This window comes from Rhizobium sp. BK661 (assembly GCF_024808825.1).
In the GTDB taxonomy this organism is placed as follows: domain Bacteria; phylum Pseudomonadota; class Alphaproteobacteria; order Rhizobiales; family Rhizobiaceae; genus Rhizobium.
The window spans coordinates 52,307-78,141 of sequence record NZ_JANTYT010000011.1 but is presented as its reverse complement, the minus strand read 5'-3'; the positions used below and the strand labels follow the sequence as shown (position 1 = coordinate 78,141).

At 58.9% G+C, this 25,835-nt stretch carries 24 protein-coding genes, 1 pseudogene and 1 riboswitch; of the genes and pseudogenes, 14 read left to right on the top strand and 11 right to left on the bottom strand.

From position 1 onward, the window contains the following. Positions 1 to 85: 85 nt before the first annotated feature. Complete coding sequence (locus FHX16_RS20980; protein WP_183757078.1) at positions 86 to 328, bottom strand: hypothetical protein; 243 nt, start codon at positions 326 to 328, stop codon at positions 86 to 88. 224 nt (positions 329 to 552) lie between these two features. Between FHX16_RS20980 and FHX16_RS20975 the strand changes: the two genes are divergently transcribed. Next, on the top strand, positions 553 to 846 hold the full coding sequence (locus FHX16_RS20975) for a hypothetical protein (RefSeq protein WP_183863884.1): 294 nt from the start codon (positions 553 to 555) through the stop codon (positions 844 to 846). A gap of 222 nt (positions 847 to 1,068) precedes the next feature. Continuing rightward, on the top strand, positions 1,069 to 1,794 hold the full coding sequence (locus tag FHX16_RS20970) for an SDR family oxidoreductase (RefSeq protein ID WP_183757076.1): 726 nt from the start codon (positions 1,069 to 1,071) through the stop codon (positions 1,792 to 1,794). 17 nt (positions 1,795 to 1,811) lie between these two features. Here FHX16_RS20970 and lhgO read toward each other — a convergent pair whose 3' ends face one another. The 5 genes from lhgO to FHX16_RS20945 all read right to left on the bottom strand — a co-directional run bounded on the left by lhgO (position 1,812) and on the right by FHX16_RS20945 (position 7,471). Beyond that, positions 1,812 to 3,041: an L-2-hydroxyglutarate oxidase gene (gene lhgO, locus FHX16_RS20965; RefSeq protein WP_183757075.1), complete on the bottom strand. Its 1,230-nt coding sequence runs from the start codon at positions 3,039 to 3,041 to the stop codon at positions 1,812 to 1,814. Positions 3,042 to 3,532: 491 nt separating this feature from the next. Next, positions 3,533 to 4,057, bottom strand: a complete 525-nt coding sequence (locus FHX16_RS20960) for a (Fe-S)-binding protein (RefSeq protein WP_246712673.1) — start codon at positions 4,055 to 4,057, stop codon at positions 3,533 to 3,535. A 422-nt stretch (positions 4,058 to 4,479) separates the two neighbouring features. Next, positions 4,480 to 5,121, bottom strand: a complete 642-nt coding sequence (locus FHX16_RS20955) for a ThuA domain-containing protein (RefSeq protein ID WP_183757074.1) — start codon at positions 5,119 to 5,121, stop codon at positions 4,480 to 4,482. Positions 5,122 to 5,137: 16 nt separating this feature from the next. Beyond that, positions 5,138 to 6,238 (bottom strand): Gfo/Idh/MocA family protein, encoded by a 1,101-nt coding sequence (locus tag FHX16_RS20950; RefSeq protein ID WP_183757073.1) that lies wholly within the window; start codon positions 6,236 to 6,238, stop codon positions 5,138 to 5,140. Between the two features lie 33 nt (positions 6,239 to 6,271). Continuing rightward, on the bottom strand, positions 6,272 to 7,471 hold the full coding sequence (locus tag FHX16_RS20945) for an ROK family transcriptional regulator (RefSeq protein ID WP_183757072.1): 1,200 nt from the start codon (positions 7,469 to 7,471) through the stop codon (positions 6,272 to 6,274). 215 nt (positions 7,472 to 7,686) lie between these two features. Between FHX16_RS20945 and FHX16_RS20940 the strand changes: the two genes are divergently transcribed. The 3 genes from FHX16_RS20940 to FHX16_RS20930 all read left to right on the top strand — a co-directional run bounded on the left by FHX16_RS20940 (position 7,687) and on the right by FHX16_RS20930 (position 10,844). Beyond that, entirely contained in the window at positions 7,687 to 8,997 is a 1,311-nt protein-coding gene (locus tag FHX16_RS20940; protein WP_183863880.1) for an extracellular solute-binding protein, read from the top strand. Between the two features lie 67 nt (positions 8,998 to 9,064). After that, positions 9,065 to 10,003, top strand: a complete 939-nt coding sequence (locus tag FHX16_RS20935; protein ID WP_259130185.1) for a carbohydrate ABC transporter permease — start codon at positions 9,065 to 9,067, stop codon at positions 10,001 to 10,003. Beyond that, positions 9,996 to 10,844 (top strand): carbohydrate ABC transporter permease, encoded by an 849-nt coding sequence (locus tag FHX16_RS20930; RefSeq protein ID WP_183757069.1) that lies wholly within the window; start codon positions 9,996 to 9,998, stop codon positions 10,842 to 10,844. Before FHX16_RS20935 ends, FHX16_RS20930 begins: the two co-directional genes overlap by 8 nt. Before the next feature lie 29 nt (positions 10,845 to 10,873). Here the strand turns inward: FHX16_RS20930 and thiD are convergent, their stop codons facing one another. From thiD to thiM, 3 genes are read right to left on the bottom strand one after another with little or no spacing between them, the layout of a single operon-like run. Then, the gene (gene thiD / locus FHX16_RS20925) at positions 10,874 to 11,689 is read right to left on the bottom strand and encodes a bifunctional hydroxymethylpyrimidine kinase/phosphomethylpyrimidine kinase (protein ID WP_183757068.1); all 816 of its coding nucleotides are present in this window, start codon (positions 11,687 to 11,689) and stop codon (positions 10,874 to 10,876) included. Positions 11,690 to 11,693: 4 nt separating this feature from the next. After that, a complete protein-coding gene (gene thiE, locus FHX16_RS20920) occupies positions 11,694 to 12,326 on the bottom strand; it encodes a thiamine phosphate synthase (RefSeq protein ID WP_183757067.1) in 633 nt (210 codons plus the stop codon). After that, entirely contained in the window at positions 12,323 to 13,126 is an 804-nt protein-coding gene (gene thiM / locus FHX16_RS20915; protein WP_183757066.1) for a hydroxyethylthiazole kinase, read from the bottom strand. The genes thiE and thiM overlap by 4 nt, the downstream gene beginning before the upstream one ends. Positions 13,127 to 13,176: 50 nt before the next feature. Then, a riboswitch (TPP riboswitch) is annotated at positions 13,177 to 13,272 on the bottom strand. 346 nt (positions 13,273 to 13,618) lie between these two features. Between thiM and FHX16_RS20910 the strand changes: the two genes are divergently transcribed. Beyond that, positions 13,619 to 14,170 (top strand): hypothetical protein, encoded by a 552-nt coding sequence (locus FHX16_RS20910; RefSeq protein WP_183757065.1) that lies wholly within the window; start codon positions 13,619 to 13,621, stop codon positions 14,168 to 14,170. A 960-nt stretch (positions 14,171 to 15,130) separates the two neighbouring features. Here the strand turns inward: FHX16_RS20910 and FHX16_RS20905 are convergent. Then, positions 15,131 to 16,015 (bottom strand): MBL fold metallo-hydrolase, encoded by an 885-nt coding sequence (locus tag FHX16_RS20905; RefSeq protein ID WP_183757064.1) that lies wholly within the window; start codon positions 16,013 to 16,015, stop codon positions 15,131 to 15,133. A 378-nt stretch (positions 16,016 to 16,393) separates the two neighbouring features. Between FHX16_RS20905 and pmtA the strand changes: the two are divergent. The 8 genes and pseudogenes from pmtA to panD all read left to right on the top strand — a co-directional run bounded on the left by pmtA (position 16,394) and on the right by panD (position 23,524). Further along, positions 16,394 to 17,012: pseudogene (gene pmtA, locus FHX16_RS20900) on the top strand (phospholipid N-methyltransferase PmtA). A 115-nt stretch (positions 17,013 to 17,127) separates the two neighbouring features. Further along, positions 17,128 to 17,751, top strand: coding sequence for a GntR family transcriptional regulator (locus FHX16_RS20895; protein WP_183757161.1), 624 nt, complete (start codon positions 17,128 to 17,130; stop codon positions 17,749 to 17,751). 199 nt (positions 17,752 to 17,950) lie between these two features. Then, positions 17,951 to 18,925, top strand: a complete 975-nt coding sequence (bioB, locus tag FHX16_RS20890; protein ID WP_183757063.1) for a biotin synthase BioB — start codon at positions 17,951 to 17,953, stop codon at positions 18,923 to 18,925. Next, positions 18,922 to 20,067, top strand: coding sequence for an 8-amino-7-oxononanoate synthase (locus tag FHX16_RS20885; RefSeq protein WP_183757062.1), 1,146 nt, complete (start codon positions 18,922 to 18,924; stop codon positions 20,065 to 20,067). The genes bioB and FHX16_RS20885 overlap by 4 nt, the downstream gene beginning before the upstream one ends. Next, on the top strand, positions 20,064 to 20,702 hold the full coding sequence (gene bioD, locus FHX16_RS20880) for a dethiobiotin synthase (RefSeq protein WP_183757061.1): 639 nt from the start codon (positions 20,064 to 20,066) through the stop codon (positions 20,700 to 20,702). Before FHX16_RS20885 ends, bioD begins: the two co-directional genes overlap by 4 nt. Next, positions 20,699 to 21,967, top strand: a complete 1,269-nt coding sequence (locus tag FHX16_RS20875) for an adenosylmethionine--8-amino-7-oxononanoate transaminase (RefSeq protein WP_183757060.1) — start codon at positions 20,699 to 20,701, stop codon at positions 21,965 to 21,967. Before bioD ends, FHX16_RS20875 begins: the two co-directional genes overlap by 4 nt. After that, positions 21,964 to 22,953, top strand: a complete 990-nt coding sequence (locus FHX16_RS20870) for a beta-ketoacyl-ACP synthase III (RefSeq protein ID WP_259130171.1) — start codon at positions 21,964 to 21,966, stop codon at positions 22,951 to 22,953. Before FHX16_RS20875 ends, FHX16_RS20870 begins: the two co-directional genes overlap by 4 nt. Positions 22,954 to 23,071: 118 nt before the next feature. Then, positions 23,072 to 23,524, top strand: coding sequence for an aspartate 1-decarboxylase (panD, locus tag FHX16_RS20865; protein ID WP_183757059.1), 453 nt, complete (start codon positions 23,072 to 23,074; stop codon positions 23,522 to 23,524). 233 nt (positions 23,525 to 23,757) lie between these two features. Here panD and FHX16_RS20860 read toward each other — a convergent pair whose 3' ends face one another. Continuing rightward, positions 23,758 to 25,812 carry a 3-hydroxyacyl-CoA dehydrogenase NAD-binding domain-containing protein gene (locus FHX16_RS20860; RefSeq protein WP_259130168.1) on the bottom strand — a complete coding sequence of 685 codons (2,055 nt, stop codon included), beginning with the start codon at positions 25,810 to 25,812 and terminating at the stop codon, positions 23,758 to 23,760. Positions 25,813 to 25,835 lie beyond the last annotated feature (23 nt).

Genomic DNA, 25,835 nt, shown 5'->3' with positions numbered 1-25,835 from the left:
GGCGTCCGGACCGAATGGCTACCGGCGCGATAGGGACATTACGAGACCGTTGGCGCCACCCCAACAGCAATTGGGGCAAAGCTGCTCAGCGCCAATAGGTGTAGTCATCTCGAGCTGAAGCACGGCCTGCGAAAAACCCTAGCGTGAAGGCGATGGCGCCAATCCCCAACAGCAGGCTCGTCGCTGTTTGAGGATGTGCAGCCGCACCAGTTGCGAGCGCTGTCGTTTCCCGCCTTACAGCTTGGGTGGCCGTCTTCGCCGCCCTGCGAAGCCCTTCGGGAGGATCACTTGGAGATCCGGTAAAGCCTGCCTTGATGTCTTCTGCCATCTTGTCCTCCGTTCCATCAATCAACAAAGGAAACTGACGGGAAGGAAACGTGTTCCGAAAGAGGTAGCTTTCGCGCGGCAAACAATGGCTTGAGTGGTACGCGCGCTTCCCTGGCGCAATTGGCTTGGAACAAATTGGGGGCTTACGCGCGTTCCTCCCGGACAGGTCGTGGCAGCCAACCGGTTGAATACGACGCATGGATAGCAATAGTTGGGATGAACCACATGAGAAAGTCCATTTTTCCTGTAGTTGCAGCCGCCATCACGGTCAGCAGTTTCCTTGCGGCAACCGATCCTTCGCTCGCCCGGTCCCATCATCACCACCACAATACCGGAGCGGCCATAGCGGGGGGCATTGCCGCCGGAGTGATCGGTGGGCTTGTCGGTGGGTCCATCGCCAATAGCCAGGAACAGCGCTACGTCGATCCGCCGCCGCCTCGCTGTTGGCACGAAGATCGACGGGTGCAGAACCAGTACGACGGCGATTGGCATATCGAAAGCGTGCGTGTTTGCGAGTGATTTGCACTGGCAAGGTCTGGCGATGCGAAAGCTTCTTTTTACAAATGCGCTTCCCGAGAGCCAAGGTTCTTGCCAGGCTTCGTGCGCCCCGGCCAACTCCACGCAAACTGGTGATAGTGAATGGGATCGACCGTGAACATGCGTGTGCTCCAGATCGATTTTGGGAACGTTTCGAGCTAAGTCTTGTCACCGGCAATATCATCAGGGGTCTCGAGGGCGATAATGGACTGGACTGGAAAGCGGGTTCTTGTCACAGGCGCAGGCAAGGGAATTGGGCGGGCTACAGCCGTCATGTTAGCGCAGCGAGGCGCCTCGGTCGTCGCACTGACGCGCAACCCGGACGATCTGCAGTCACTGCAGCAGGAAATGAAATGCGAACCGATCTGTATGGATCTCGCCAATCTCGATCGGATCGGTGAGGAGGTCGCATCGGCCCTTCCCGTCGATATGCTGGTCAATTGCGCCGGCACCACGATCCTTCAGTCCTTCATTTCCAGCACTGTTGAGGACTTCACCCATGTCCTGAACGTCAACACGGTCGCTCCAATGGTCCTGGCGCAGGTCATAGTACGCGATTGGCTTTCTCGCGGACTTAAGGGTGCAATCGTGAACGTTTCGAGCGATGCGGCTCGTCGAGGCTTGGCAAACCATACGGCCTATTGCTCGTCGAAGGCGGCCCTTGATGCCATTACCCGTGTTATGGCTGTGGAACTCGGCAGCGCCGGCATTCGCGTCAACAGTGTCAATCCGACCGTAACTTTGACCCCGATGGGGGAGCTGGCATGGAGTGACCCTCTTAAGGCGGACCCGGTCAAAGCGCGTATTCCACTAGAACGGTTCCTTTCCCCGAATGAAGTCGCCGAAGCGATCCTCTTCCTGCTGAGCGACGAAGCATCAATGGTTACGGGCATATCTCTGCCCGTCGATGGCGGCCTTGCTGTTTCGTGAAGGGGGCGGCGCAGCAGTCACGCTTCGGCCTGCGCAGGGATGGCGTCTGAAGTCCCGTCATCACGATCAAGCAAACGATCAACGATCATTCGACCGATGGGAATGGCCGATGTCGCCGCAGGGGATGGGGCATTGCAGACATGCAGCATCCTGTCTGTCTGTTTGAACAGAAAGTCGTGCACGAGAGTGCCATCGGCCATGACCGCCTGTGCGCGAATGCCGGCCTGTGGGTTTTGAAGATCGCTGATCGTCAGCGACGGGCAGTATTTCTGACACTCAGTCAGATAGCGTGTACGCGAGGCGGAATTGGCAAATTCCAACACCGCCGAACGCCAGTTCTTCCTCGCCATTTTCCAGAAACCGGAGAACGTGGCCATGCTGTAAACGTCTCGAGGTGAGAAGCTGCCTTTAGCGTAGCCTTCGCGTGAGAATCCAAGCACTGCGTTGGGTCCCACGGTCATTCCACCATCAATCGTTCGCGTCAGATGTATTCCGAGAAAGGGCAAGTCAGGATCCGGGATCGGATAGATCAGGCGCTGCGTCACCTTCGCCTTGGATGCAGGCAACGAATAATATTCTCCTCGGAAAGGCACAATCCGATGATCGATCTTCATCCCGGCCATCAACGCGATCCGGTCTGACTGAAGGCCGGCGCACGCAACCAGTCTCCGGGCTTCGACGACCACCGCCGATGTTTGGACCCGTACGCCTTTCTCATGCTCAAGGATGGCCAGGACCTCTTTCCCACGGATGATTTCGCCGCCCCGATCCACGATTCTCTTGGCCATGGCGCGGCACACAAGCGCGTAGTCGACAATCCCCGTGGAATGAACGAGAAGGGCGCCCATGCCCGCAATATTCGGTTCATCGGCTCTCAACTGGCCAATTGTCAGCCTGGTAAAGTCAATTCCATTGCACTGCGCCCTGTCCTCGAGCGCCTCCATCCGGCGCATCTCTGCTTTGCTCGTAGCGACAAGCAATTTCCCGCAGGTTTCGAAGGGGATGCGGTTCTCGCGACAGAACTGCTTTGTTGCTTCCGCCCCTTCACGACAGAGCTTTGCCTTCAGGGTACCGGGAGCGTAGTAAATCCCAGCATGGATGACACCGCTATTGTGGCCCGTCTGATGCCTCGCGAGCTCTTCCTCTTTCTCGAGGACAATAACTTTGGCACCAGGAACTCTTTCCTGCAACGCCATCGCAACGGCCAGACCGACGATGCCGCCCCCAATGATGCAATGATCATACATTCCGGTCCCCCAATGGTCCGCCCTACGCCAACAGGCTAGCATCCACGCACGCCATCGTCTTGCGATCCTTATGGCGTATGTCGCAAAACGTCGTTCACCCATCTCTGCCAGAAAGACTAACCGCAGCCGCCAGGAGAAGCATCCGCGCCTGTCGTGGCGGCCACTGGAGATGCGCGCAGCCCGCAGTTCTGTCAGTTGCTGCCGGACGTTTTGAGCAATCCTTGCTCCAAGCAACAGGATCAAGTGCCATGAGTCCGTTCGAGGCAAGCGCTTCCGAAAACAACGAACGCGCAGTCAAACGGCCAACCGACCTGGCGCATCTCACGTCTACCTCGAACCGGCATCGATAGCGTCGGCAATCCATCGCATCGGCTGCTCGCTGCGAACAGATGCGAACCGCTCCGTTTGACAACGGCATGAGAAGCCGGAAACCATGGCGTCCTTCTGTCCTTCGTGCTGCCCCGCCCAGGACAAATCGAAAACCCGCGTGCTCAGGTGCTGATGCCGCTTCTGGTGGCCAAACAATCCAGCCATGCCGCAACATCCCGTTGCGGCGAGTTCGACAGGCGCATCGAGTGCGGCGAAGACCTTCTTCCATGCGTTCGCGCCGGGACGCCTATTTTCGCTGCAATGAAGGAAGAGTTTACGCGCAAGCCAGTCATTCTTTCCGTCATCGCGTTCGTGATCCGAGGCGCAATTGCAAATACCTTGCGGTACCGCTCGATGATCCATGAATACTCTTCCAGTCGCGACACCCCGTCAGCGAGAGGGCGCCGACGTTTCTGATAAAGCGTGCCGAGGAAGTGGGATTTCATCCGGGGTATATCGGTCTGGACTGGACATCCAGTGGCACAGCCCTTGCAGCCAAGACATCCGTCGAGTGCCGAGAGCATATCGCTCTCCAACTGTTCGTCTGCGTAATGTTGCCGATAGGCCCGGTGCCAGTGTCCCAGTGCGTCAGCGCGGCCCTTCGGGGAGTGATGAAGGTCTCGCGTCACCTTGAACGATGGGCACATGACATTGCTGCGTTGATAGCTCAGACATTGAGCATTGCCGTTGCATTTGAACGAAGGCTGAGCGGATCATTATCCGCGGCATTCACGGCGCGAAACGGCGTTGTCTCAATGCGACGAGCTTCCCGGGATTGAATCCGTTGTCCCGATTGAACGCCTGCTTGATACGGCGAAACGCATCATGCCGCAGCTCCGACAAACGCCACCAGGTATGCTCTGCGCACACCTTGCCGTGCTCCCAGAAAATTCCCCCACTCGGCCAATCGCCGATCTCCGCCTCGTCCGCTCGCTGTCCCTGCTTACCCGCAGCCGCTCAACTCCGTCGCCGACCGCTGAACGCTTCATCTGACACCGTCGAGGAATTCGTACGGTATCCTTATTAAATACCGGAGCGGCGATGGACCGCACCGGCATATCATGTTGCCTCAGCGTGCTGCCCAGTTCGCGCCGCGTCGGAAGATCGTCTTCATCTCGGGCACCAAGAACTCCTTGGCCTGATGACCGAGGGAGGAATAGAAAACCCGCCCCTTTCCATATCTCCGCTTCCATGCAACCGGCATTACAACGCCGTCGATCCAATAGGCATAGTCGCCGGTGAAACGCGTTGTCGCCAGCACCTCGTTCGACGGGTCGACATGCATGTAATATTGCTCGGACGTGTAGGGGAAGTCGCCGATGCCTTCCATGACCGGATCGTCAGGGCGGGTAACGTTGACCGTGTAGTCGATGATATTTCCAGGGTGGGCGACCCACTGGCCGCCGATGATGAACTGGTATTCAACGCAGTCCCGAAAGCTGTCACCGGCGCCACCATGGTATCCGGCAATGCCAACCCCACCTTCAATCGCCGCCGCCAGGTTTTTGATCTCTTCCTTCTCGATCTTCGACATCGTCACGATGGGCACCACGAGGCTGAGGTCGTGGACCGATGGGTCTGCAAAGGCTTCGGTCGTATGCTCGACGTAGACCTTGAAGCCGTCCTCCTCCAGCATGTCCTTGATGATTGCCGCGCATTCCTGGGGCTCATGGCCACTCCATCCGCCCCAGACGATCAGTGCTTCACGCATATTTTCCTCCTGATGATTACTTCGCCAAGCGGCCGTCGACGAGCGACTGTGCCAGCGGCGCGGGCCGTTCTGTTTGAGTGCTTATGTTGACCGTACGGCCGCTCGCGGAAGCAGTGTGGAACGCTTCCATGACCTCAAGGACATGCAGGGCGAGGTCGCCATTTGCGCGATGCGTACGGTTCGAGCGGATCGCGTGCGCCATGTCGGCAACGCCGATCGAGCGATAGTTTCCGTCGCCATAAGGCGCTGTTGGTTGCTGCAGCTCGAAGGTCCCACCCTTCCTCAGCACCTCCACGTCGCCACCGAAGTGGTTCGGGTCGGGGACGATCAGGGTTCCCTCGGTTCCGTAAAGCTCCAGCGGAACGTGCCTATGACCGGCGACGTCGAAACTCATGCCGATCTGGACAACAGCACCGTTCACGAAGGCCATGAGGCCCGCGACATGGGTAGGGACGTGCACGGGAATATGCTCACCATTTCGCGGCTCACTGGTAATGACCCGTTCTTTGCGCGGCGTGACGGCGAAGCCCGCCACCTGCGCAACCGGTCCAAAAAGATTGACAAGATCGGTGATGTAATAGGGTCCCATATCAAGCATCGGTCCCCCGCCCACTTCATAGTAGAAGGCAGGGTTGGGATGCCAGCGCTCGTGGCCGGGGCACATGAAGGTCGCAGTTCCCCCGACGGCCTGGCCAATCACGCCCTGATCGATCAGCGTGCGCGCGGTCTGATGGCCGCCGCCGAGGAACGTGTCGGGTGCGGCGCCAATGCGCAGACCCCTGGCTTTTGCCGCGTCAGCAAGCCGCTTGCCTTCCGCAAAATTGATGCCGAGCGGCTTTTCCGAATAGGCGTGCTTGCCGGCCTCAAGCGCCTGCAGGCCAACCGCAACATGCGCCTTCGGTATCGTCAGATTGACGATGATCTCGACCTTGGGGTCGGCAAGCAGCTCATCGATGCGTCGTGCCGGCACGTTGAATTCGTTGGCCCTTGCCACAGCCAGATCATGGTTCAGGTCTGCCACACCACGAACATCCAAGATGGGGAAGGACGCCATCGCTTTGAGGTAGGCGCCTGAGATGTTCCCGCACCCAATAATGCCGATACCGACTGGTTCCATTATTTCCTCCCGTTGAATGTCGTGATTTGTTGATCAGAGCGCCGGACCGGTAGTGTTCCACGGCGACTCGTAGAGTTCATACAGCGCTACCGCAGCTGCCCCCTGCGCCCAGAAGTCGTCGGTCGAATCGTCAAAGACAAGTTCAGCAACTCCCTTCAACGAGGGGGGAACCGCGAGTGAATAGGCGTTTTGCAAGCTGTCGAGAAACGGCTCGCCGAGCGCCAGGCTCGAACCGACAAGAATGACGCGGGGGGGCGCAAACAAAGTGACGATGTTGGCGATCGCCACGCCAACGGCTTCTCCAGCGCGGATGGCGGCACTGATCAAGGTGTTATCTTCGGCCTTGATAAGGGCTTGAGCATGCGTCATTCCGCGCCCAAGCCGGATCGCCTCGGCAAAGCGGCCACTGGCAGGTTGGTCACCCAGAATTTCGCTCTCTCCAGCCTGGCTGGATAGTCTCACGACGCCGCGCGGTCCCATCCCAAGGACCAGATCGCCGAGGTTGTGGCTAAGCCCGCCGGCGCCCCGGAACAACTGATTGTCGTGGAGCACCCCGAGACCGAGCGTCTGTTCCAGAGAAATAAGGACCATATCCTCTAGATCGCGCGCCTTTCCAAACCAGTGATGGGCAAGCGTGATGGCGTGTGCATCGCTCTCCACGATTGTTGGCGTGTTTAGGCGGGCTGTCATCTCGCCGGCAAAATCAACATTCGTGTCGCGGAATATCTGGCTGCTGCGAATATGACCGGTGCGATGCTCAATCACGCCGGGAAGGCCAAGGCAGACCGTATCGATATCTTCGAGCGAAAGCCCGGCATCGACCACGCAGCGCCGCACGCCATCTTCCACAAGATCGGCAATCACACCGATCGGCTGTCGATCGATCCGAATGGGAAGGGTGAGTTGCGACAACACGTCGCCACGAAAGTCGGCCACCACGAAAACGAGGCGGTTCGCGGCAATCTTGGCGCCGACCACTCTTGCGGCATCCGGGTTGAGCTCGAGCATCACCCGTGGCCGGCCGCGTGCCGCTTCATTGCGAATGTCGCCCTCGTGGCGAGGCAGGATGAGCCCGTCATCGAGGAGAGAGCCGGTGATCGCCGACACCGTCGTCGTCGACAGTTGCGTTCGCTCACTGATCTCGACACGCGATATCGCCCCGTGACGGCGGATCGTGTCCAGCACATTCAAACGATTGATCGCGCGCATCAATTCGGGATCTGCGGTCTTCATGTGGGCGAGCCGGCTCTTCCATGTCCCGTAAAGCGCACGGGACTCATAATTTCAACGGTATGCGAATTAAATAACGCGTCGCCGCCCCCCGATGTCAAGGAAAAACTGTCATTTTTCTGCAGGGTAGTTGACATTCGCCAAAACCTCCCGATGATTTAATCCGCATAAGGGAAAAATTGAAGAGGACGATTTTTGCCCTTACTGGAGGAGAAATCATGTTTGACCATATGAAGGCGAAAGCCATGCTTCGCAGCCGTTTCATCTCTCGCTCTGCAGCGACCGGACTTACGCTCCTGATTGCTGCGGGAAGCGCGGCAGCAGACACGACAGTCAGGTGGCTGCATCTTGAACTCGATCCGAATTACGTCGCGATTTGGCGCAAGATCGCGGACAAATACCAGGCCGAACACCCCGGCGTGAAGATCGAAATGCAGTTCCTGGAAAACGAGGCCTTCAAGGCGAAGCTTCCGACGTTGTTGCAGTCGAGCGACGCGCCGGATTTCTTCTACAGCTGGGGCGGTGGCGTGCTGAAGCAGCAGCTGGCCACAGGGACGCTGATGGATCTCACAGAGGCGATGAACGCGAAAGACGGTGCCTGGGTAAAAACGTATAACCCGGCGGCAGTCAAGGGCCTGTCTTATGACGGAAAAATCGGTGCCGTGCCATTCAAGATGGGAACCGTCTCTTTCTTCTATAACAAGGCGCTCTTTGCCGAGGCCGGGGTCGATGCCGCCGGCATCAAGTCGTGGGACGACTATCTGGTTGCCGTAAAGAAGCTCAAGGATGCCGGCATCGTGCCGATTGCTGGCGGTGGTGGCGAGAAATGGCCGATCCATTTCTACTGGAGCTATCTGGTCATGCGTAATGGCGGCCAGAAGGCATTCGAGGCGGCGAAGGCTGGTGATGGCGAAGGTTTCAACGACCCGGCGATCGTCAGGGCCGGCGAACAGCTAGCCGAGCTCGGCAAGCTGGAGCCGTTCCAGCCGGGGTATCTCGGCGCCACCTGGCCGCAAACCCTCGGCGTCTTCGGCGACGGCAAGGCGGCGATGATCTTGGGCTTCGAAAATACGGCGGCGAACCAGCGCACCAATGCCGGTGACGGAAAGGGGCTCGATCCCGACAACATCGGTCGCTTCGCATTCCCAGCGGTTGCCGGCGGCGCTGGCGCCGTCACAGACACTCTCGGCGGCTTGAACGGCTGGGCGGTAACGAAAAAGGCGCCCCCTGAAACGCTCGATTTCCTCGCCTACCTGACGAATGCCGAAAATGAGCGCGAAATGGCAAAGGCCGGCATGCTCATCCCTGTCACCGTCGGTGCCGAGGATGGTGTCACGAACCCCTTGTTGCACCAGTCTGCAGAACAGCTGGCGCACTCGACCTGGCACCAGAACTTCTTCGATCAGGATCTTGGCCCCTCCGTTGGCCGTGTCGTGAACGACGTCTCCGTGGCCATCGTGTCAGGTCAGATGAGCCCTGCCGACGGATCACAGCAGATCCAGGAAGCCTTTGAGCAGGATCAGCTCTGATCACGACTGTCGCGGCGCGGAGAGATATCCGCGCCGCAATCAATCTGCATCAGAAGGATCTGCCGACATGACCACTATAAGCGCAACTGGCGTCATCCGTCAGCGCTCGGCTGTAAAATCATCGGCGCGCAGCAAGGATCCCAGCCTAGCGCGACGGCTGCCGGTCCTGCTCCTGTTTCTGCCTCCAGCCCTGTTGCTCTTTACGATATTCGTCATTCTCCCAATGGGCGAGGCAGCGTGGTGCAGTCTCTACAAATGGGACGGCTACGGTTTGCCGACGCAGTTCGTTGGAATGCGGAACTTCGAGGTTCTGTTCAAAAACACTGCCTTCCTTACGGCTCTGAAAAACAATGCCCTGATCATCGTCGTTTCGATCCTGATCCAGATTCCGCTTGCCATCTGGCTGGCGATGATGCTGGCACACCGGATCGCCGGGGTGGTTCTTTTCCGTTTGATCTTCTTCCTGCCCTACGTCCTCGCCGAGGTTGCGGCCGGTCTCATCTGGCGCTTCGTCTATGACGGCGACTACGGATTGTTTGCCTCGGCGGCCCACCTCATCGGTGTCGAGACACCCTATGTCCTTGCGGACAAGGACCTGGCAATTTACGCAGTACTGGCCGTGGTCGTCTGGAAGTACTTCGGCTTCCACATGATGCTGTTCATCGCCGGACTGCAGTCGCTTGACAAGAGCGTGCTTGAGGCCGCCGAAATCGACGGCGCCAGCGGTTGGCAGCGGTTCCGCTATATCACGCTGCCACTGCTCGGCTCGACGGTCCGACTGTCCGTCTTCTTTGCCGTCGTTGGTTCACTACAGCTCTTCGACCTCATCATGCCGCTGACCGGCGGTGGGCCTTTCAACGCGACACAGACGATGGTCACCTTCCTGTTCAACTTTGGCGTCACGCGCATGCAGGTTGGCCTCGGGAGCGCCGTCGGTGTCGTCCTGTTCGTCATCTGCGTGACGCTCGCTTTCGGTTACAAACGGATATTTATGCGCAATGACTGACACGGCCTCAACCGCCCGGATTGCTACCGGCACGAAGATCTACCTCTACGTCTCGCTGACGCTCATTGCCGCGATCGTGCTGGTGCCGCTGTTGACGACAGCGCTTGGCGGCTTCAAGGATCTCGGCGATCTTCGCACCAACCCTTTCGGGTTGCCTGCCACATGGCATCCGGAGAACTACACCGACATTCTCTTCGGAGACCGCTACTGGCGGCAGATGATGAATTCTCTGATCATCGCGACGTTGACAGTTTGCCTGACCGTTTCAGTCTCTGCGATGGCCGCTTTCACCTTCGCACATGTGAAGTTTTTCGGTGCCGGCTTCTTGCTCAACTACTTCCTGATCGGCTTGATGTTTCCGGCAGCGACCGCAATCCTCCCTTTGTTTATACGAATCCGTGACCTGGGGCTGTTGAATTCCTACTGGGGCGTGGTCTTACCGCAGGTCTCTTTTGGGCTCGGCATGAGCATTCTCTTGTTCCGGAACTATTTTCGTAACCTTCCGGAAGAATTATTTCAGGCGGCTATCGTCGATGGCTGCGGATACATCCGCTTCTTCTGGCACATCTCTCTGCCCCTATCGCGGCCGATCATCGCGACCGTTAGTATCATCTCCTTCGTCGGTAGCTGGAACAGCTACATTCTGCCATTGATCATGCTGAATTCCGAGACGATGTATCCATGGCCCCTGGGGATCATGGTCTATCGCGGCGAGTTTGGCACTGCGTGGCAGCTTGTACTCGCCTTCATCACGCTGACGATCATGCCGACCATCGTCGTATTCTTCCTGGCCCAGAAGCATATCATTGCAGGGCTGACAGCGGGAGCGGTCAAATCCTGACGCCCCGCCACATGTCAATCGCCAGCGTCTCAACGGCTCTCAAGCAGAGGCCAGAACTGATGGAAATGCAGGACCGGACCATGCCCCGAGCCTACGCTTAACGATCCGGAATGCTCGATAGCACGCGCAAGGTAACCCTTTGCATTGGCAACCGCGTTGGGAAGCGTCGCACCCTTTGCGAGCTCTGCAGCCAGCGCGCTCGAGAGCGTGCAACCGGTGCCATGGGTATTCGCGGTCGCAATCCGGCTTGCTTCGAACCAATCCAGTCCCGCGTCCGACGCAAGGACATCCGGGCTTTCACCGCCAGAAAGATGACCGCCCTTGACGAGGACTGCTTGCGGGCCCATTGCCCTGAGGCGTCTTGCGTGATCCGCCATTTCCTCCCGTGACTGAGCCACGTCTTCACCAAGCAGTGCGGCAGCCTCTGGCAGGTTGGGCGTCAGCAGTGAGGCGAGCGGCAACAGGCGTCGCGTTATGACGTCAACAGCAGACAGGTCGAGGAGGGCGGCTCCACCCTTCGCCACCATGACCGGATCAAGAACGATCGGCACCTCCTCATGCTCCACAATCACATCGACTATGGCGGTGGCAATTTCCGCGTTGGCAATCATGCCAATCTTGATAGCGTCGACACGCACATCCGCGAACACAGCTCTGATCTGATCCGCAACGAATGCAGCGGGGACGAGATGTACGCCGGAGACACCCTGGGTGTTCTGCGCTGTCAGCGCGGTCAACACCGCCATCCCATAGACACCGCATGCAGAGAATGTCTTGAGATCGGCTTGGATTCCCGCGCCTCCCGAGGGATCTGAGCCGGCGATGGTGAGTATGTTGCGGATCATTGATTTACCTTATGCTTCTGATGTTCGAGGATATCCGACGGCTGGCGGCCTCAGGATCCGCAGATCCGCAGATTGCGGAGACGACAGCAATACCCTTGGCTCCCGCCGCAAACACCTCACGCACATGGCCAGCCTTCAGTCCCCCAATCGCGACGGATGGAACGGGACAACACGTTATCAGGCAGGCAAGGCCATGAAAGCCAATTGGCTGCTTGTGGTCCGCCTTTGTCGGGGTCGCAAACACCGGGCCGATCCCGGCATAGTCGACAATTGTTGGATCTACCGCCTCTGCCAATGCCTGCGTTTCCACGGATAGTCCGAGGACCATGTCGGGCCCAATGCGGGCGCGTGCCAGGCGGACATCCATGTCGTCCTGACCGACATGGACGCCGTCTGCACCGACCGCGAGCGCAGCCTCGACGTCATCATTGACGATCAATCGCGCACCTGTGCCCGACAAGGCCATCTTCAGCGCGCGGCCCGTTTCGATGATTTGATCGGTGGCAGCTCGCTTGTCGCGCAACTGAACCACGGTCGCCCCGCCGGCAACTGCAGCAAGCGCTGTCGCCACGAGCCCGAAGGAAGCGCAAAGGTCTGGATCAAGGACAAGATAGAAAGAAAGATCGAGGTTCTTCATGCGCCCGCAACCTTTGCGCTGTGATCAAGACAAGGCCCATCAACCGTTGCCAGCGCGTCCAGGAACCGCCAGGAAAAAGAGCCCGGGCCCTGAGACCTGCTGGCCGCCAGTTCACCGGCAACAGCGAAAGTGGCAAGGGCCGCAACCGTCGCATCGAACGGCACGTCGGGTCGCGCAGCCGCAAATGCCCCGACAAGGCAGGTCAATGAGCAACCCAGTGCTGTCACCTGCGGCATCAATTCCGAGCCACCTTCGATGCGAACCGCGCGCTTCCCGTCAGTGATGAAGTCTACGGCGCCCGTTACCGCGACGATCGCACCGTGCCTGTCGGCAAGCAGCCGGGCAGAATACTCAGCGTGTTCGACGCCGTCCCCGCTGTCGACGCCCTTGCCTCGGTAAGCACCCCCGGCAAGAGCGATGATTTCGGAGGCATTGCCGCGGACGATGGTGGGACCGAGCTCGATGAGTCGGTCGGCAGCAGCACGGCGGAACGACGTTGCGTAATGGGCGACGGGGTCGAGAACCCATGGCTTGCCAGATTGCCTCGCGGCAATCGCAGCTGCCTCCATGCCACGCAGCCACCCGGATGATAGCGTACCTATGTTGATCGTTAGTGCCCCGGCAATCTTGGCAAACTCGGCGGTCTCCTCCTCTGCATGCACCATGGCAGGAGAGGCCCCGACTGCCAGAAGGACGTTGGCAGCAATGTTCATGGCAACGTAATTGGTGATGCAATGGACAAGTGGAACATGCTCTCGCAGCTCGTTCAGCAATGTCCCAGGTGGGATTTGAAACAGCATGGTTCGCCTTTCGATCGGGGAAGGAAGGCGCTGAGACCAATGCATTAAGCGAAGGATCCCGAGCGACTCCCTCCGCCGGCATTATCCGGTTCAGGTTCAAAGGGTACGTCTCAGCCAACCAGACGGTGGCGCCCCTGTCTCTCACGCCAAGCTTCTCGCAGAGAAGAGAGCGCCTGTCATCCCCTAAATGCACATGGCGAAACGAACACGAGAGACTGCCCGTAAACGGATGCGTCGGGCACTCCACCGCGGACTGTCTCAAAGTCTCACCGAAGCAGACATGCCAGCACCAAGCTCGCAGATATCGACCTGTCGGAGCTGCCACCGCGTGTTCGGCAACTGCGGGAAGGAAGAGTTGGTGTATATCGAGATCGCCCCTATGCAGTCTGCGCAACTGAATGCATTGACTTCTAACAGAACTGCATAGATTCAACGATTATTGAAAGACAGTCTTCTCATTCTGATGCCTCAACATGAGTGGAGATGCAATCAATGGCTAATTTCCTTGAAAAGTGGTCTACCAAGAAGGCAACCAAGCCGACTCCAGGTGCCAAAAACATCGTTGACGTATTTCGCGGACGAGTGGCTGAGCAGAAGGCCTATCTAGAGGAATACGAGCGCGACACATCTGGCTTTAGCAAGTGGCGTTCAACGTGGTTTCAGAAGGTACCGGGCGGGTTCGGCGTTACGGTCGGTCGAGACTCCGTCGATGCAGGCCACGGCCTGAGCTATGTCGTCGTCTCATCGACATCGGATGTAGCCGAGTTTCTCGATGACCTTGCCTATCACGCAGAGAACGACGTTGGCTTCCAGCAGGCGCTCGAACAGAACCGGCTTCGGCGGGTCGGGTTCCTGAATGCAGCCAAGTCGGCGGGTGCCAAGTCAATGGACAAACCGTCCAAGCCCGCTGCGACAGCAAGCTCTGCTACAACGAAGACAATCGTTTCCCGTGCGAAACCAGCCTCGAAGACGAAAGCAACAACCGCCCCGCAACCGGGCGCGGCAAGACGTGGACGCAAACCCAAATCTGACGCATCGGCCTAGACCACGAGCGTTGCAGGCCATACAAGTTGGCGGCGAATATCACCGCAAGGAAGCGGTTGCACGGGCTCGCACAGTGTGAGTTTCGTCAGTCGCCCTCATGATGCCTCCAGGGGCGAGCATGATACCATGGCATCGCGCACGCGCTGGATTCAATACTCCTCCAGGGAAGCGCGCTGTCCGGACGTGAAGGCGAAAGACACCAAGGCGTTAACGTCGAGTGGATCAATAGTTCCTTCCAGGAAGTGGCTTTGGGCTACTGTCGCAAAACGCCATGTTTCGGCGACCTCTCACCGTGCAAAAGACTCTCTGTTGTTCGAAGCTTTTCAAATCGAAAGACTGGCGACAAGAGGTGCGACTCGTGCACCTTTGCGCAGGGACACGGCCTGAAGCGATATACTCTTCTCGCCGAACGCGAGATCGACGCGCAGGACGCATTCCGTGAAGGTGGCCGTCCTTGTTGGGGATCACTAAATACGCCGAGTAACGCTATATAGCTCCATCTTCCGCCGGACCAGTCCGCACGATTCGACTTCAATGAGGTCCCGGCACATCTGACGCCCATGCTTCGGAATGGCATGCCTTTGTCTGGCGCCGGTTGTGACGATCCCTGAGTATCACTGCGCTCCGCACCCACAACTTTCGTTAGGAATATGGCGCATCCAAGGCTGCCCTTCGGCCCTGCCGTCAGATCGTCGAAGTGGGCGCAACCCACGTCCACGAGATCCAAATCACTGCAAAGGGTGCGTTTCTCCCAAGCGGCATCACTGTCACGTCCACGAATTTCGCAGCGTATTTTTTCGCCGAGGCGGGGTGTCCGCGACGTCCTCGACGGCTCTGTCTCAACTGTGAATGCCACCGCGCAACGGCGATCCGCCCTCAGTCTCGTTGAAGGGAACCATGCGTACCGCACGCGTCCATCAGCACGGCAGTCCGGAAGACATGCTGCCGCGTCTTTTGTTGCTATTTCATTTCCGGGACACCCGGCACCCACTTGAAGTGGTCGCCGTCGGCCTGGATGTGGCCGACACCTGGAAATGGTAAGTGTGGTGCAAAGACAAGCTGATCTGACTTCGCCAGCTTTTTCAAGGTCTCGATGCGGTTCTTCTCGGCGGCTTTTTGATCGTTGTCAAAGCCAACCGGCCATTCAGGCTTCACGAGCGAAATGATCGAGCTGTGCACCGTGTCACCGATGTCGAGCAGCGTTTCTTTGCCTGACGCGATTTCATAGCCCACATGCCCGGGCGTGTGACCCTTCAGTCCAACCGAGACGACTGCCGGCACGACCTTTGCACCTGGTTTGAACGTCTGCACGTGGCTATTGATGACCTTGATGATATCGGCGAGTTGTGTGTCCTTTTTGGCGAACGTCCATTCAGCCGAGGACATGCGGATCGTCGCCTTGGGGAAGGCAAGCTTCCCGTCTCTGACGAGACCGCCTATGTGATCAGGGTGCGAGTGCGTGATCAGGACGTCGGTGACGTCTTCCGACTTGATACCAGCCTGAGTGAGAGACTTCTCCAGTGCGCCACCCACCCCGGTGTCGACCAATATTACGCGCCCCGGCTCCTTAATGAGCAGCGCGTCGACGCTGAGGGTTACGGTGTCAGTTGGGACGCCTGCGGCCTTGAGGACGTCGCCAACTTCCCCAACTGTGTGGGAGACACCAAATATCTTGCCATCATTCGGCCGCACAAATTCAGCGTCGTGCAACGCCACGACCTCAAGAGCACCTATCCTGAAGGCTTTGAAGTCGGGTTGCTGAGGAGGCATCTGGGCGGAGGCGCCAGCAGCGACGGTAAGGGCTGCGAACGACGTCAAAGCGAATGAAGCTCTTGTCGAAGACATACCGAAGGTCCTTGTACTTGTGGCGGCAGATGTCTTGTACGTCTCATCACAGCTTTGGTCATCTCTCATTGTCGTGAACACAACATATCGGGACCGAGCAGCTTTGGTCGGCCGCAAGAAGAGTGTGGGACGACGGACGGCCTCGACCTGGCCGGCCGCCTCTAGTGGACGGCAATATTTCCTCCCATACGGGCGACGGTGGTCGCGCGGTCTCACTATCCTCGTGCGCTGGTCGAAGGCGAGGCGATTTTTTTGCCTTCTGCAGATTGGGTTGACGCGAGCATGACAAATTCGAACTGAAAACGCCGGTAAGAGACTTGCATTTGTCGATTTTGGAATATCTGTTCGCGATCACTAAAACACGAGCGGAGTCGAACAGTGAGCATACGGCAGCGGGTGAGTTTGAAGTTCAGGGATGAGATCGAGTTTTTGAGGGGATGGAAGCGCGACCGTACAGCGGTGGGCGCAACTACCCCAACCTCGGTTGCGACGGCCACGAAAATGGCGAGCATCATTTAGCCGGGCTCCGGACTTCCCGTACTGGAACTCGGACCGGGGACGGGGGTCACCACCAAGGCAATCCTGGAACGTGGTGTTCTCCCAAGGAATCTTATTTCGATCGAGTATTCGCAGGAATTCTGTCGCCATCTCCGCGAGCAGTTCCCTGCAGTCGACGTGCGATGTGGCGACGCCTTCGCCCTCGATCTTACGCTGGGAGCGCAGCGCAAAACCAAATTTGACTCTGTCATCTCAGCTATACCGCTTCTGCACTTGCCACCGGAGAAGCGGCGGGAACTCGTCCTCGACCTCCTCGAGCGCGTCCCGGCGGGCAGGCCGGTCGTCCAGATAACCTATGGCTTGCTGTCCCCCGTCGTCGCGCTGCCCGCGGGATACGAGGTCCGCCACCTCGCGTTCATGATGAGGAAACATTCCACCCGCGCAGCTTTGGATGTATGCGAAGAAGCAGGGGCAGAATAAATCGGGACCACCTCGCTAACGACGAACGACCTTCGGACCTTCACCGCTCGAGGCCGCACCACCAACTTCTCTTTTCAGTGGGTCAATAGTCAGGCACGCTCGACAGCGCGCCTGGCAGCTTTTATCTATAAATGATGACCGCTGCCACTGAGGACACAATTGCCAATCGCATTAGCCGCGTTCTCGCGGACCGCATCATTACAGGTGCACTTGAGCCTGGGAGCAAGCTGAGGCAGGACCACATCGCCGACGAGTTCGACACCAGTCACGTACCGGTGCGAGAAGCATTCCGCCGGCTCGAGGCCCAAGGGCTTGCCATTAGCGAGAGCCGCCGGGGCGTTCGCGTTGCAAGCTTTTCCCGGGCCGCCGTAGAGGAAGCCGCGCTGATGCGTTCGGTCCTCGAGGGACTGGCGTTGCGGCAAGCCGCGCCGAACTTGACGACATCCATCATGGACGAAGCAATGGCGGCGATGATTGCTGGTGATACCGCACGCGACGCGCGAACCTGGGACGAGGCAAATCGGCGCTTCCACCACCTGTTGCTGGCTCCAAGCAAAATGCCGCGATTGTTGGCAACAATCGATGATCTCCAGATGGTGGGTTCGCGCTACGCGTTTGCGACCTATGGCGCGGTATGGATCCCGCGGATCGACCTCGATCACCACTTGATCCTCGACCACCTTCGAAAAGGTGAAGTCAGTCAAGCCGTCGTCGTTCTTGAACGGCATGTGCAGCGGATAGGTCCCATTCAGCGCTGACTTGCGACGTGCGGGTTGTTAACCCCACCCTGGAACCATTGCTCTGGGCCTGGCCGGCTCAAGAACGCGCGCCTCAAATCCCGCTCAGGTTGATTTCGCACTGCCGAAATTCTTCGGCTGGTTTGTTGCACATAGTCGTCTCGTTTCATTTTATAGATAATTATGGATTCTATCTATCAATATCGAAGGGAGGCATCGCATGGAGCAGGCGGACGCGACGATCAGGGTAAAAATCGGTTACGACGAGGCTGGTGTTATCTATAATTTACCTTTCAACGATCTCGTTTTCCGCGCCCAGCAGATCCATCGCGAGACCTTTGATCCAAACGCAATTCAGATGAGCCGGCTTTTGTCCATCAAGACCGGTGGATGCGCCGAGGACTGCGGTTACTGCAGCCAATCAGCTCACTATCCGACGGGCCTCAAGGCCTCCAAGCTGATGGAGGTCGAGCGGGTCCTTGCTGCGGCACGTCAGGCTCGCGCCGGCGGAGCGACCCGTTATTGCATGGGTGCGGCGTGGCGCAGCCCGAAGGACCGAGACATGGACACGCTTGTGGCGATGGTCGAGGGCGTCAAGGCTCTTGGCATGGAGACCTGCATGACGCTCGGCATGCTCACTCCTGAGCAATCTGAGCGCCTAGCAGATGCCGGCCTGGACTATTACAACCATAACATCGACACCTCCGAACGTTTTTATCCCGAGGTCATCACCACCCGTACCTTTGAGGATCGGCTGGAGACCCTCGCCACCGTGCGAGATGCTGGTATCAAGGTCTGCGCAGGCGGTATTCTCGGAATGGGTGAAACCACTGCTGACCGGATTTCCATGCTTGTCACATTGGCCAACCTTCCGGAGCACCCGGAGAGTGTGCCAATCAACATGCTGATCCCAATCCCCGGCTCGAAGCTTGCCAATGCCGTAGCTGTCGATCCGATCGACTTCGTCCGCACCATCGCCCTTGCCCGCATCCTGATGCCGAAGTCCCATGTCCGCTTATCGGCAGGACGCACCGACATGAGCGATGAGATGCAGGCGCTCTGCTTCTTTGCCGGAGCCAATTCCATATTCGTCGGCGAGACACTTCTGACGGCAGACAATCCCGGTGAAGACAAGGACGCCATGCTGTTTCGGCGCCTAGGCCTGGAACCAATGCCACTGGAACATCGCCCTTGAGCGGGGTCGCGCTTGCCCGTTATGCGAAGACCATGGCCGGGTTGGAGCGCAAGTCGCGCATCCGTTCCGTAACCGTGGCATCGGGCATCGACTTTGCGTCGAACGACTATCTAGGGTTCGCCAATTCAGCTCGCCTGAAAGCGGCAATTAGGGCAGCGGTTGACCGGGGTGTTCCCGTGGGCGCCGGTGCCTCGCGGCTGCTCCGCGGTAATCACATCGAGCACGAGATGCTGGAAGCGGAAGCGGCACGGCTCTTCGGCGTGGAGAAGTCGCTATATTTCGCCAGCGGATATGCCGCGAATGCGGCGATCTTCTCCACCCTGCCTCTGCGCGACGACCTTGTCGTCTATGACGAACTGATCCACGCAAGTGCAATGGAGGGGATCTCAGCCAGCAAGGCAATCACCCGCGCCGTGCCCCACAACGATGCCTGTGCAGTCGAGCAGGCAATTCGGGAATGGCGGGACAAGGGAGGAAAGGGGGTTCCTTGGATCGGCGTTGAGAGTCTCTACTCGATGGATGGTGACAGGGCGCCGCTGCGTGAGTTGGCCGAACTTGCCCGGCGCCATGACGGTTTCCTTGTCGTCGATGAAGCGCATGCAACCGGTGTCTTCGGCCAAGAAGGTCGAGGCCTTGCCGCCAATCTCGGGGCGGGTAGTCATGTCCTGACGGTCCATACCTGCGGCAAGGCGCTGGGCGCTAGCGGGGCGCTCCTGGGGGGGCCGAAGATCCTCGTGGACTACCTTATCAATCGCGCCCGCAACTTCATCTACTCCACCGCGCCATCGCCGCTAATGGCAGCGGCGGTCCGTGAGGCGCTTCGTTTCCTGGCCGATGAGCCGGAGAGGCTGACCCGCCTGGAGAAACTCGTCGCCTTTGCCAGCGCACAACTGCAATCCCGACTAGCCAAGACGCCGAGCGGCTCGCAGATCATCCCGGTCTTGATTGGTGACAACGGACGCGCGGTCTCGATTGCCCGCCAGATGCAGGCCGAAGGATTTGATATTCGCGCAATCCGGCCACCGACGGTTCCCGAGGGTACGGCGCGGTTGCGGATCTCCATTACTCTGAATGTGGAGGAACAGCAGATTTCAGCAATGTTCGAACGGCTCTTCACGATCCTGAAGGAGAATGGGCAATGACGGCACACTTTGTCGTCTCCGGCACGGATACCGGCCTTGGCAAGACCGTATTTGCTGCTGCGCTCACAAATGCGTTGGGCGGTCATTACTGGAAGCCGGTGCAGTCAGGTCTCGATGGGGAAACGGATTCACAAACCGTGTCCCGATTGGGCGGCGTGCCTTCTGAACGCATCCTCCCTGAGGCCTACAAACTCTCGACACCTGCCTCGCCGCATCTTTCAGCCCGAATCGACGGAACTTCAATCGATCCGCGCAGGCTTGTCCCACCCGATGTCGATGGACCACTTGTGATCGAAGGGGCAGGGGGCCTCATGGTCCCGCTCTCTGAAAGTCTTGTGTTTGCCGATGTGTTTGCCGCTTGGCAGATTCCCGTCATCCTGTGCACGCGGACGACGCTTGGCACCATCAATCACACGCTGTTGTCCGTCGAAGCGATGCGCCATCGCGCGGTTCCGATCCTCGGCATCGCCTTTATCGGTAATGAAAACCTGGAAACCGAATCCATCATCAGCAAATTGAGCGGCACTCGGTCCCTCGGTCGATTGCCAATCCTGACGAGCTTGACAGCAACGGGTTTGAGGAGGGCGTTCCACGACAATTTTGATCTTTCCGCATTTGGAGAGGTCAGCCCATGACCCGATCGATTATCTGGCATCCGTTCACCCAGCATGCGCTGGAACCTCCGATGAAGCGCATCGTCTCCACGGAAGGAGCCTACCTCGTTGATGAGGATGGCAATCGAATTCTAGATGCCATCTCCTCATGGTGGGTGATCACCCACGGCCATCGACATCCGGCCATCATGCAGGCAATCCGCGCCGCGACCGAAGCGTATGATCAGATCATTTTTGCCGAGTATTCACATGAGCCAGCGCAACGTTTGGCGGAAGGATTGGTTGCTGTTGCGCCCCCCGGATTACGGCATGTCTTCTACTCCGACAGTGGTTCGACGTCTGTCGAAGTCGCCTTGAAGATGGCGCTCGGCTTTTACCACAACACGGGCGAAGCGCGCGATCGAATTGTCGTGATGGAACACGGCTACCACGGGGACACAATCGGCACCATGTCCGCCGGTGAACGCGGTGTCTTCAACGCTTCATACGCGCCGCTGCTCTTTGGAGTCGACCGAATACCGTTTCCGGAACCGGATCTCGAGCAGCGGGCGCTAGACGCCTTCGAGGCATTCTGCCGCACTGGCCGCATCGCGGCCATCTTGCTCGAGCCGCTGGTGCTGGGTGCGGGGGGCATGAAGACCTACACCCCCGAGGTCCTCAAGGCCCTCAGGGAAATCGCTCACCGCCACGGGTGTCTGGTCATCGCCGACGAAGTGATGACAGGTTGGGGCCGAACCGGAACAATGTTTGCGTGTCAGCAAGCGGATGTGTCACCCGATATTTTGTGCACCTCGAAAGGATTGACCGGAGGCGCCCTGCCACTGGCGGCAACGCTCTGCACATCCGATATATATGAGGCGCATCTGTCGACCGATCGGCGCAAGACATTCTTCCACTCGAGTTCCTATACCGCCAACCCCGTTGCCTGCGCCGCCGGTGTCGCAAATCTCGAGGTGTGGAAACACGAGGATGTAGGCTCCCGTATACAGAGATTGGGAAGTCTCCACCGTCAGCACTTGCCAAAGTTTGAGGATGACGACCGGTTCTCTGGGGTGAGACAGGCAGGTACCATCGTTGCGCTTGACCTGGATGTAACCGCCGCTGGCTATCTTGCAGAAGTCGGTCCGCGCATGCGGCGGCTCTTTCGCGAGCGTGGCTTTCTCATTCGTCCGCTTGGCAATGTCATCTACCTCATGCCGCCTTATTGCGTCAGCGCCCCAGAGCTCAGCCTCGTTTACGACGCGATCGACGAGGTTGCCACAATCATTCAGGGAGGATCGCGATGAGACCAGCAGCTTCCTCGCGTATGGCGGGTTTCGGGCATGCGGTACCCGGCCGGCGCGTCGACAGCACCGAAATCGAGGCAACGCTTGGGCTCGAACCGGGTTGGATCGAGCGCCGGACCGGTATTCGCAGCCGATATTGGGCAAGCGCTGGCGAGACGCTCAGTGCACTCGCAGCAGAAGCAGGCCGGATGGCACTCGAAAATTCAGGTGTCTCACCGGACGATGTCGCCTTGACCTTGCTAGCAACCTCGACGCCATGTCATCTGCTTCCGCCATCCGCGCCACTGCTCGCGTATCAGCTGGGGCTCACGAGATCCGGCGCGATCGATCTCGCCGGTGCCTGCTCGGGCTTTCTTTACGCGCTAACCCTGGCCGACGGATTCGTGCGCCTGCATGGTCGTTCGGTTCTGGTTGTGGCCGCCAATATTTTGTCCCGCCGCATCAATCCCAACGAGCGCGCCAGCGCCGTCCTGTTCGCCGATGCGGCCGGCGCGGTCGTCCTTTCACCTTCCGCCGAACCCGAAGCTGGACTGAGGGGGGTCGAACTCGCCTCCGATGGCAGTGGCTATGACCTGATCACCATTCCAGCGGGCGGGAGCAACCGCCCCTTTACGGGCAAAATAGCCGGAGAGGAGTTCCTGATGTCTATGAAGGACGGGAGAGAGGTTTTCTCGCGCGCCGTCGCAGTCATGACGCAATGCTCACGCGAGGCACTCGCGAGGGCCGGCCTGACGGCATCTGAGGTTGACCGGTTCGTTCCGCACCAGGCCAATGCCCGGATTTTCGATGCCGTTTGTAACGATCTTGGCATCGATCCATCGAAGACGGCGCGAACAATCGAGGCCTTCGGGAATTCGTCCGCCGCGACAATTCCCCTGTCACTGTCAATCGCCAATGCGACGAAACCATTTGTTCCCGGTGAATGCCTGCTTCTCGCCGCGGCCGGCGCGGGAATGATTGGCGGTGCCTGCGTATTGGTCACGTAGTCGATCAGGACAGGGCAAGGCCGCCCCATGCTGACCAGGTGATCATCATGACGCGCGTCGATCGACGTCATGCGCGACAGCAAGGCTGGCGCGGCGAGAGATAAAGAAAGGTTGGAATATGAGAAAAGTGGTCGCCGGCAAGCTGCACGGCATCTATGTGACAGAAGCGAACTTGAACTATCGTGGGTCGATCGCCCTCGATCCAGACCACTGCGAGGAGGCAGGTATCCTGCCGATGGAGTTTGTCGAGATCTGGAACAAAAACTCTGGAGCGCGAATATCCACATATGTCATTCTTGGCGAACGCGGCTCTCGATGCTGCATTTTGAATGGCGCGGCCGCTAGAACATGTCAGGCCGGCGACCAAATAATCATTTGCAATTCGATCTATCTTGGCGAGGCGGAGCTGACGTCCATCAAGCCGAAGATCCTAACCTTCGATGAAAACAACGTTGTCCGCGACAGGCTGAGTTACTCGGTGTCGCTGGATGAGAGGGGGCGCTATGCCTTCGATATTCGCGATGAGAATTCCAACCCTCTCCCAGTACCCACACTGGTGTCGGACCGGTAAGGCAAATGCCCACCCCAGCATCGCGCCTCGAACGCAGACCTCTTCAGGCCCGGTTAGGTCACCGCTCAGCGACATAACTTCTGCTCCGACCATCGCCACTCCGTTGATTTTTGAATTTGTCGAAGTGGCGCCGCCCGGTCTGGCGGCGTTCTCAAAGAGCGAGGCACGTTGACTCGTAGGACGCACCGGACCAAGAGCAGTTGACTGGTTGGCAGCTTTGGTCCAACGCGCAACTATGGTAAACCAAAGCGGCCAGAACCTGTGCTGTTGCGGAGCAGGCCGCATGGAGGCTCAGCAAGGCCTTCTTTGGCAAAACGTTCGAGTATCGCAACGATATCCCCAAGTCCCCGTGTCTCGGCGTAATGCATCAGACCGCCTCTGAAGCGTGGGAATCCATAACCGTGAATTTGAACGAGATCGATGTCTTCAGACCGCGCAGCAATCGTCTCGTCCAGGATTCTTGCGGCCTCGTTGATCATGGGCAATACGATGCAATCAACGATCTCGCCTTCGCTCCACTGTCGCTGCGGCGTGGCCAAGGCTTCGGCAGCGATTATGCCAGCAACTGCAACGGACGGCTTGGGCGTCCGATCGCCCTTGTCGTAGTCATACCAGCCACCACCGCTCTTCTGCCCGAAACGTCCCAAGGCATAGAGCCGATCGGCGACCGGTGCAAAGGGCGTCTCTCCCCTTACGCGGGCAGCCCGACGCTGAAACGCAGCGATGTCGAGACCACCAAGGTCCTGCGCCTCGAACGGCCCCATCGGCAGGCCAAAGGCACGCATGGCGGAATCGACGGTCTGCGGTTCTGCACCCGACAACAGCAGGCGTTCCGCCTGTGCACGTGTGACCTTGAGTATCCGGTTGCCGATGAAGCCATCACAGATGCCGGCACGGACCGGGATCTTGTTCATCATGCGGGCGAGTGCGAAGCCAGTCGCGAGCGTGACCGGGGCCGTATCCGGTGTTGGCACGATCTCCAGCAGCTTCATCACCTGAGCTGGACTGAAGAAGTGCAGGCCAAGAAAGCGCTCCGGATGCGCGATGTCGGCCGCGATCTGCCCCGGATCGAGATAGGAGGTGTTGGTGGCCAGCAAAGTATCGGGGCGGCAGACTGCCGACAGTCTGGCGAAGACATCGCGCTTGACGCCGAGATCCTCAAAGACTGCCTCGATTACGAGGTCGACGTCAGCGAGGGCACCGTAGTCGGTCGTGGCGGTCACTGCGGCAAGCCGCTCTTCCGCGACATCGGGGCTGATCTTGCCGCGCTTGACGGAGCTTTCGAAGATTGCGCGCAGATTGGAAAGCCCGCGGTCGAGCGCCTCGCTGTCACGCTCGACCAGTGTGACTGGCAATTGGGCATCACAAAGTGCCGCAGCGATCCCGGCTCCCATCGTTCCGCCGCCAATCACCGCAGCGGATCTGATCGATTGCGGGACTGTCGCGCGAAGCTCTGGCGGCCTTGGTGCTGCACGCTCCGCGAAGAAAACGTGACGCAAGGCTCGAGCCTGGGGCGAGCCGCGCAAGTCAAGGAATGTCTCACGTTCAAACTCCATTGCAGCCTCGAACTCGTATTCGCAGGCCTTGCGGATACAGTCGAGAGCCCGAAGGGGAGCCTGTTCCCGCTTGGCGCGCAACGCAACTGATTTCGCAGTTGTCTCCCAAAAGCTCGCCTCCACGGCAGGGACGTACCGTTCGCAAAGGGGAGGCGGGAGGGGTTGGGCGAGAGCCAGGCGGAGGAAGTCGATCGTGCCGCTTTCCAGGTCGTCTTCGACAACGGCATCGATCAACCCTTGCGCGCGAGCCCGCAGGGCCGTGACAGGTTGGCCAGACGTGACCATGTCAGCGGCGAGCGCCGCTCCGGCCAGACGCGGAAGGCGCACCGTGCCGCCAGCACCCGGGACGATCCCCAGCCGTACTTCTGGCAGACCGATGCTCGCCGATGGCGAGGCCACGCGAAAACGGCAGCCGAGTGCAATCTCGAAGCCTCCGCCGAGCGCACTGCCGTGGATTGCTGCGACCCACGGCTTGGCCGTCTTCTCGATACGCGTGACGAGGTCTGGAAGGTGAGGGGGGAGGGGCGGTTTGCCGAATTCGCTCACATCGGCCCCGGCAATGAATGTCCGTCCGGCGCAGATCAGCACCACCGCGTCAACCGAGGGGTCGCGGTCGAGCGCCTCAGCGGCGTTCCAAAGATCCTGTCGTACAGCCTGCGAAAGGGCATTGACCGGCGGGTTATCAACGGTCACGACGGCGATCTTGCCGATCTGTTTTATTGTCAGTGTCATTTGCTTGCATCCTCGTCTGCATC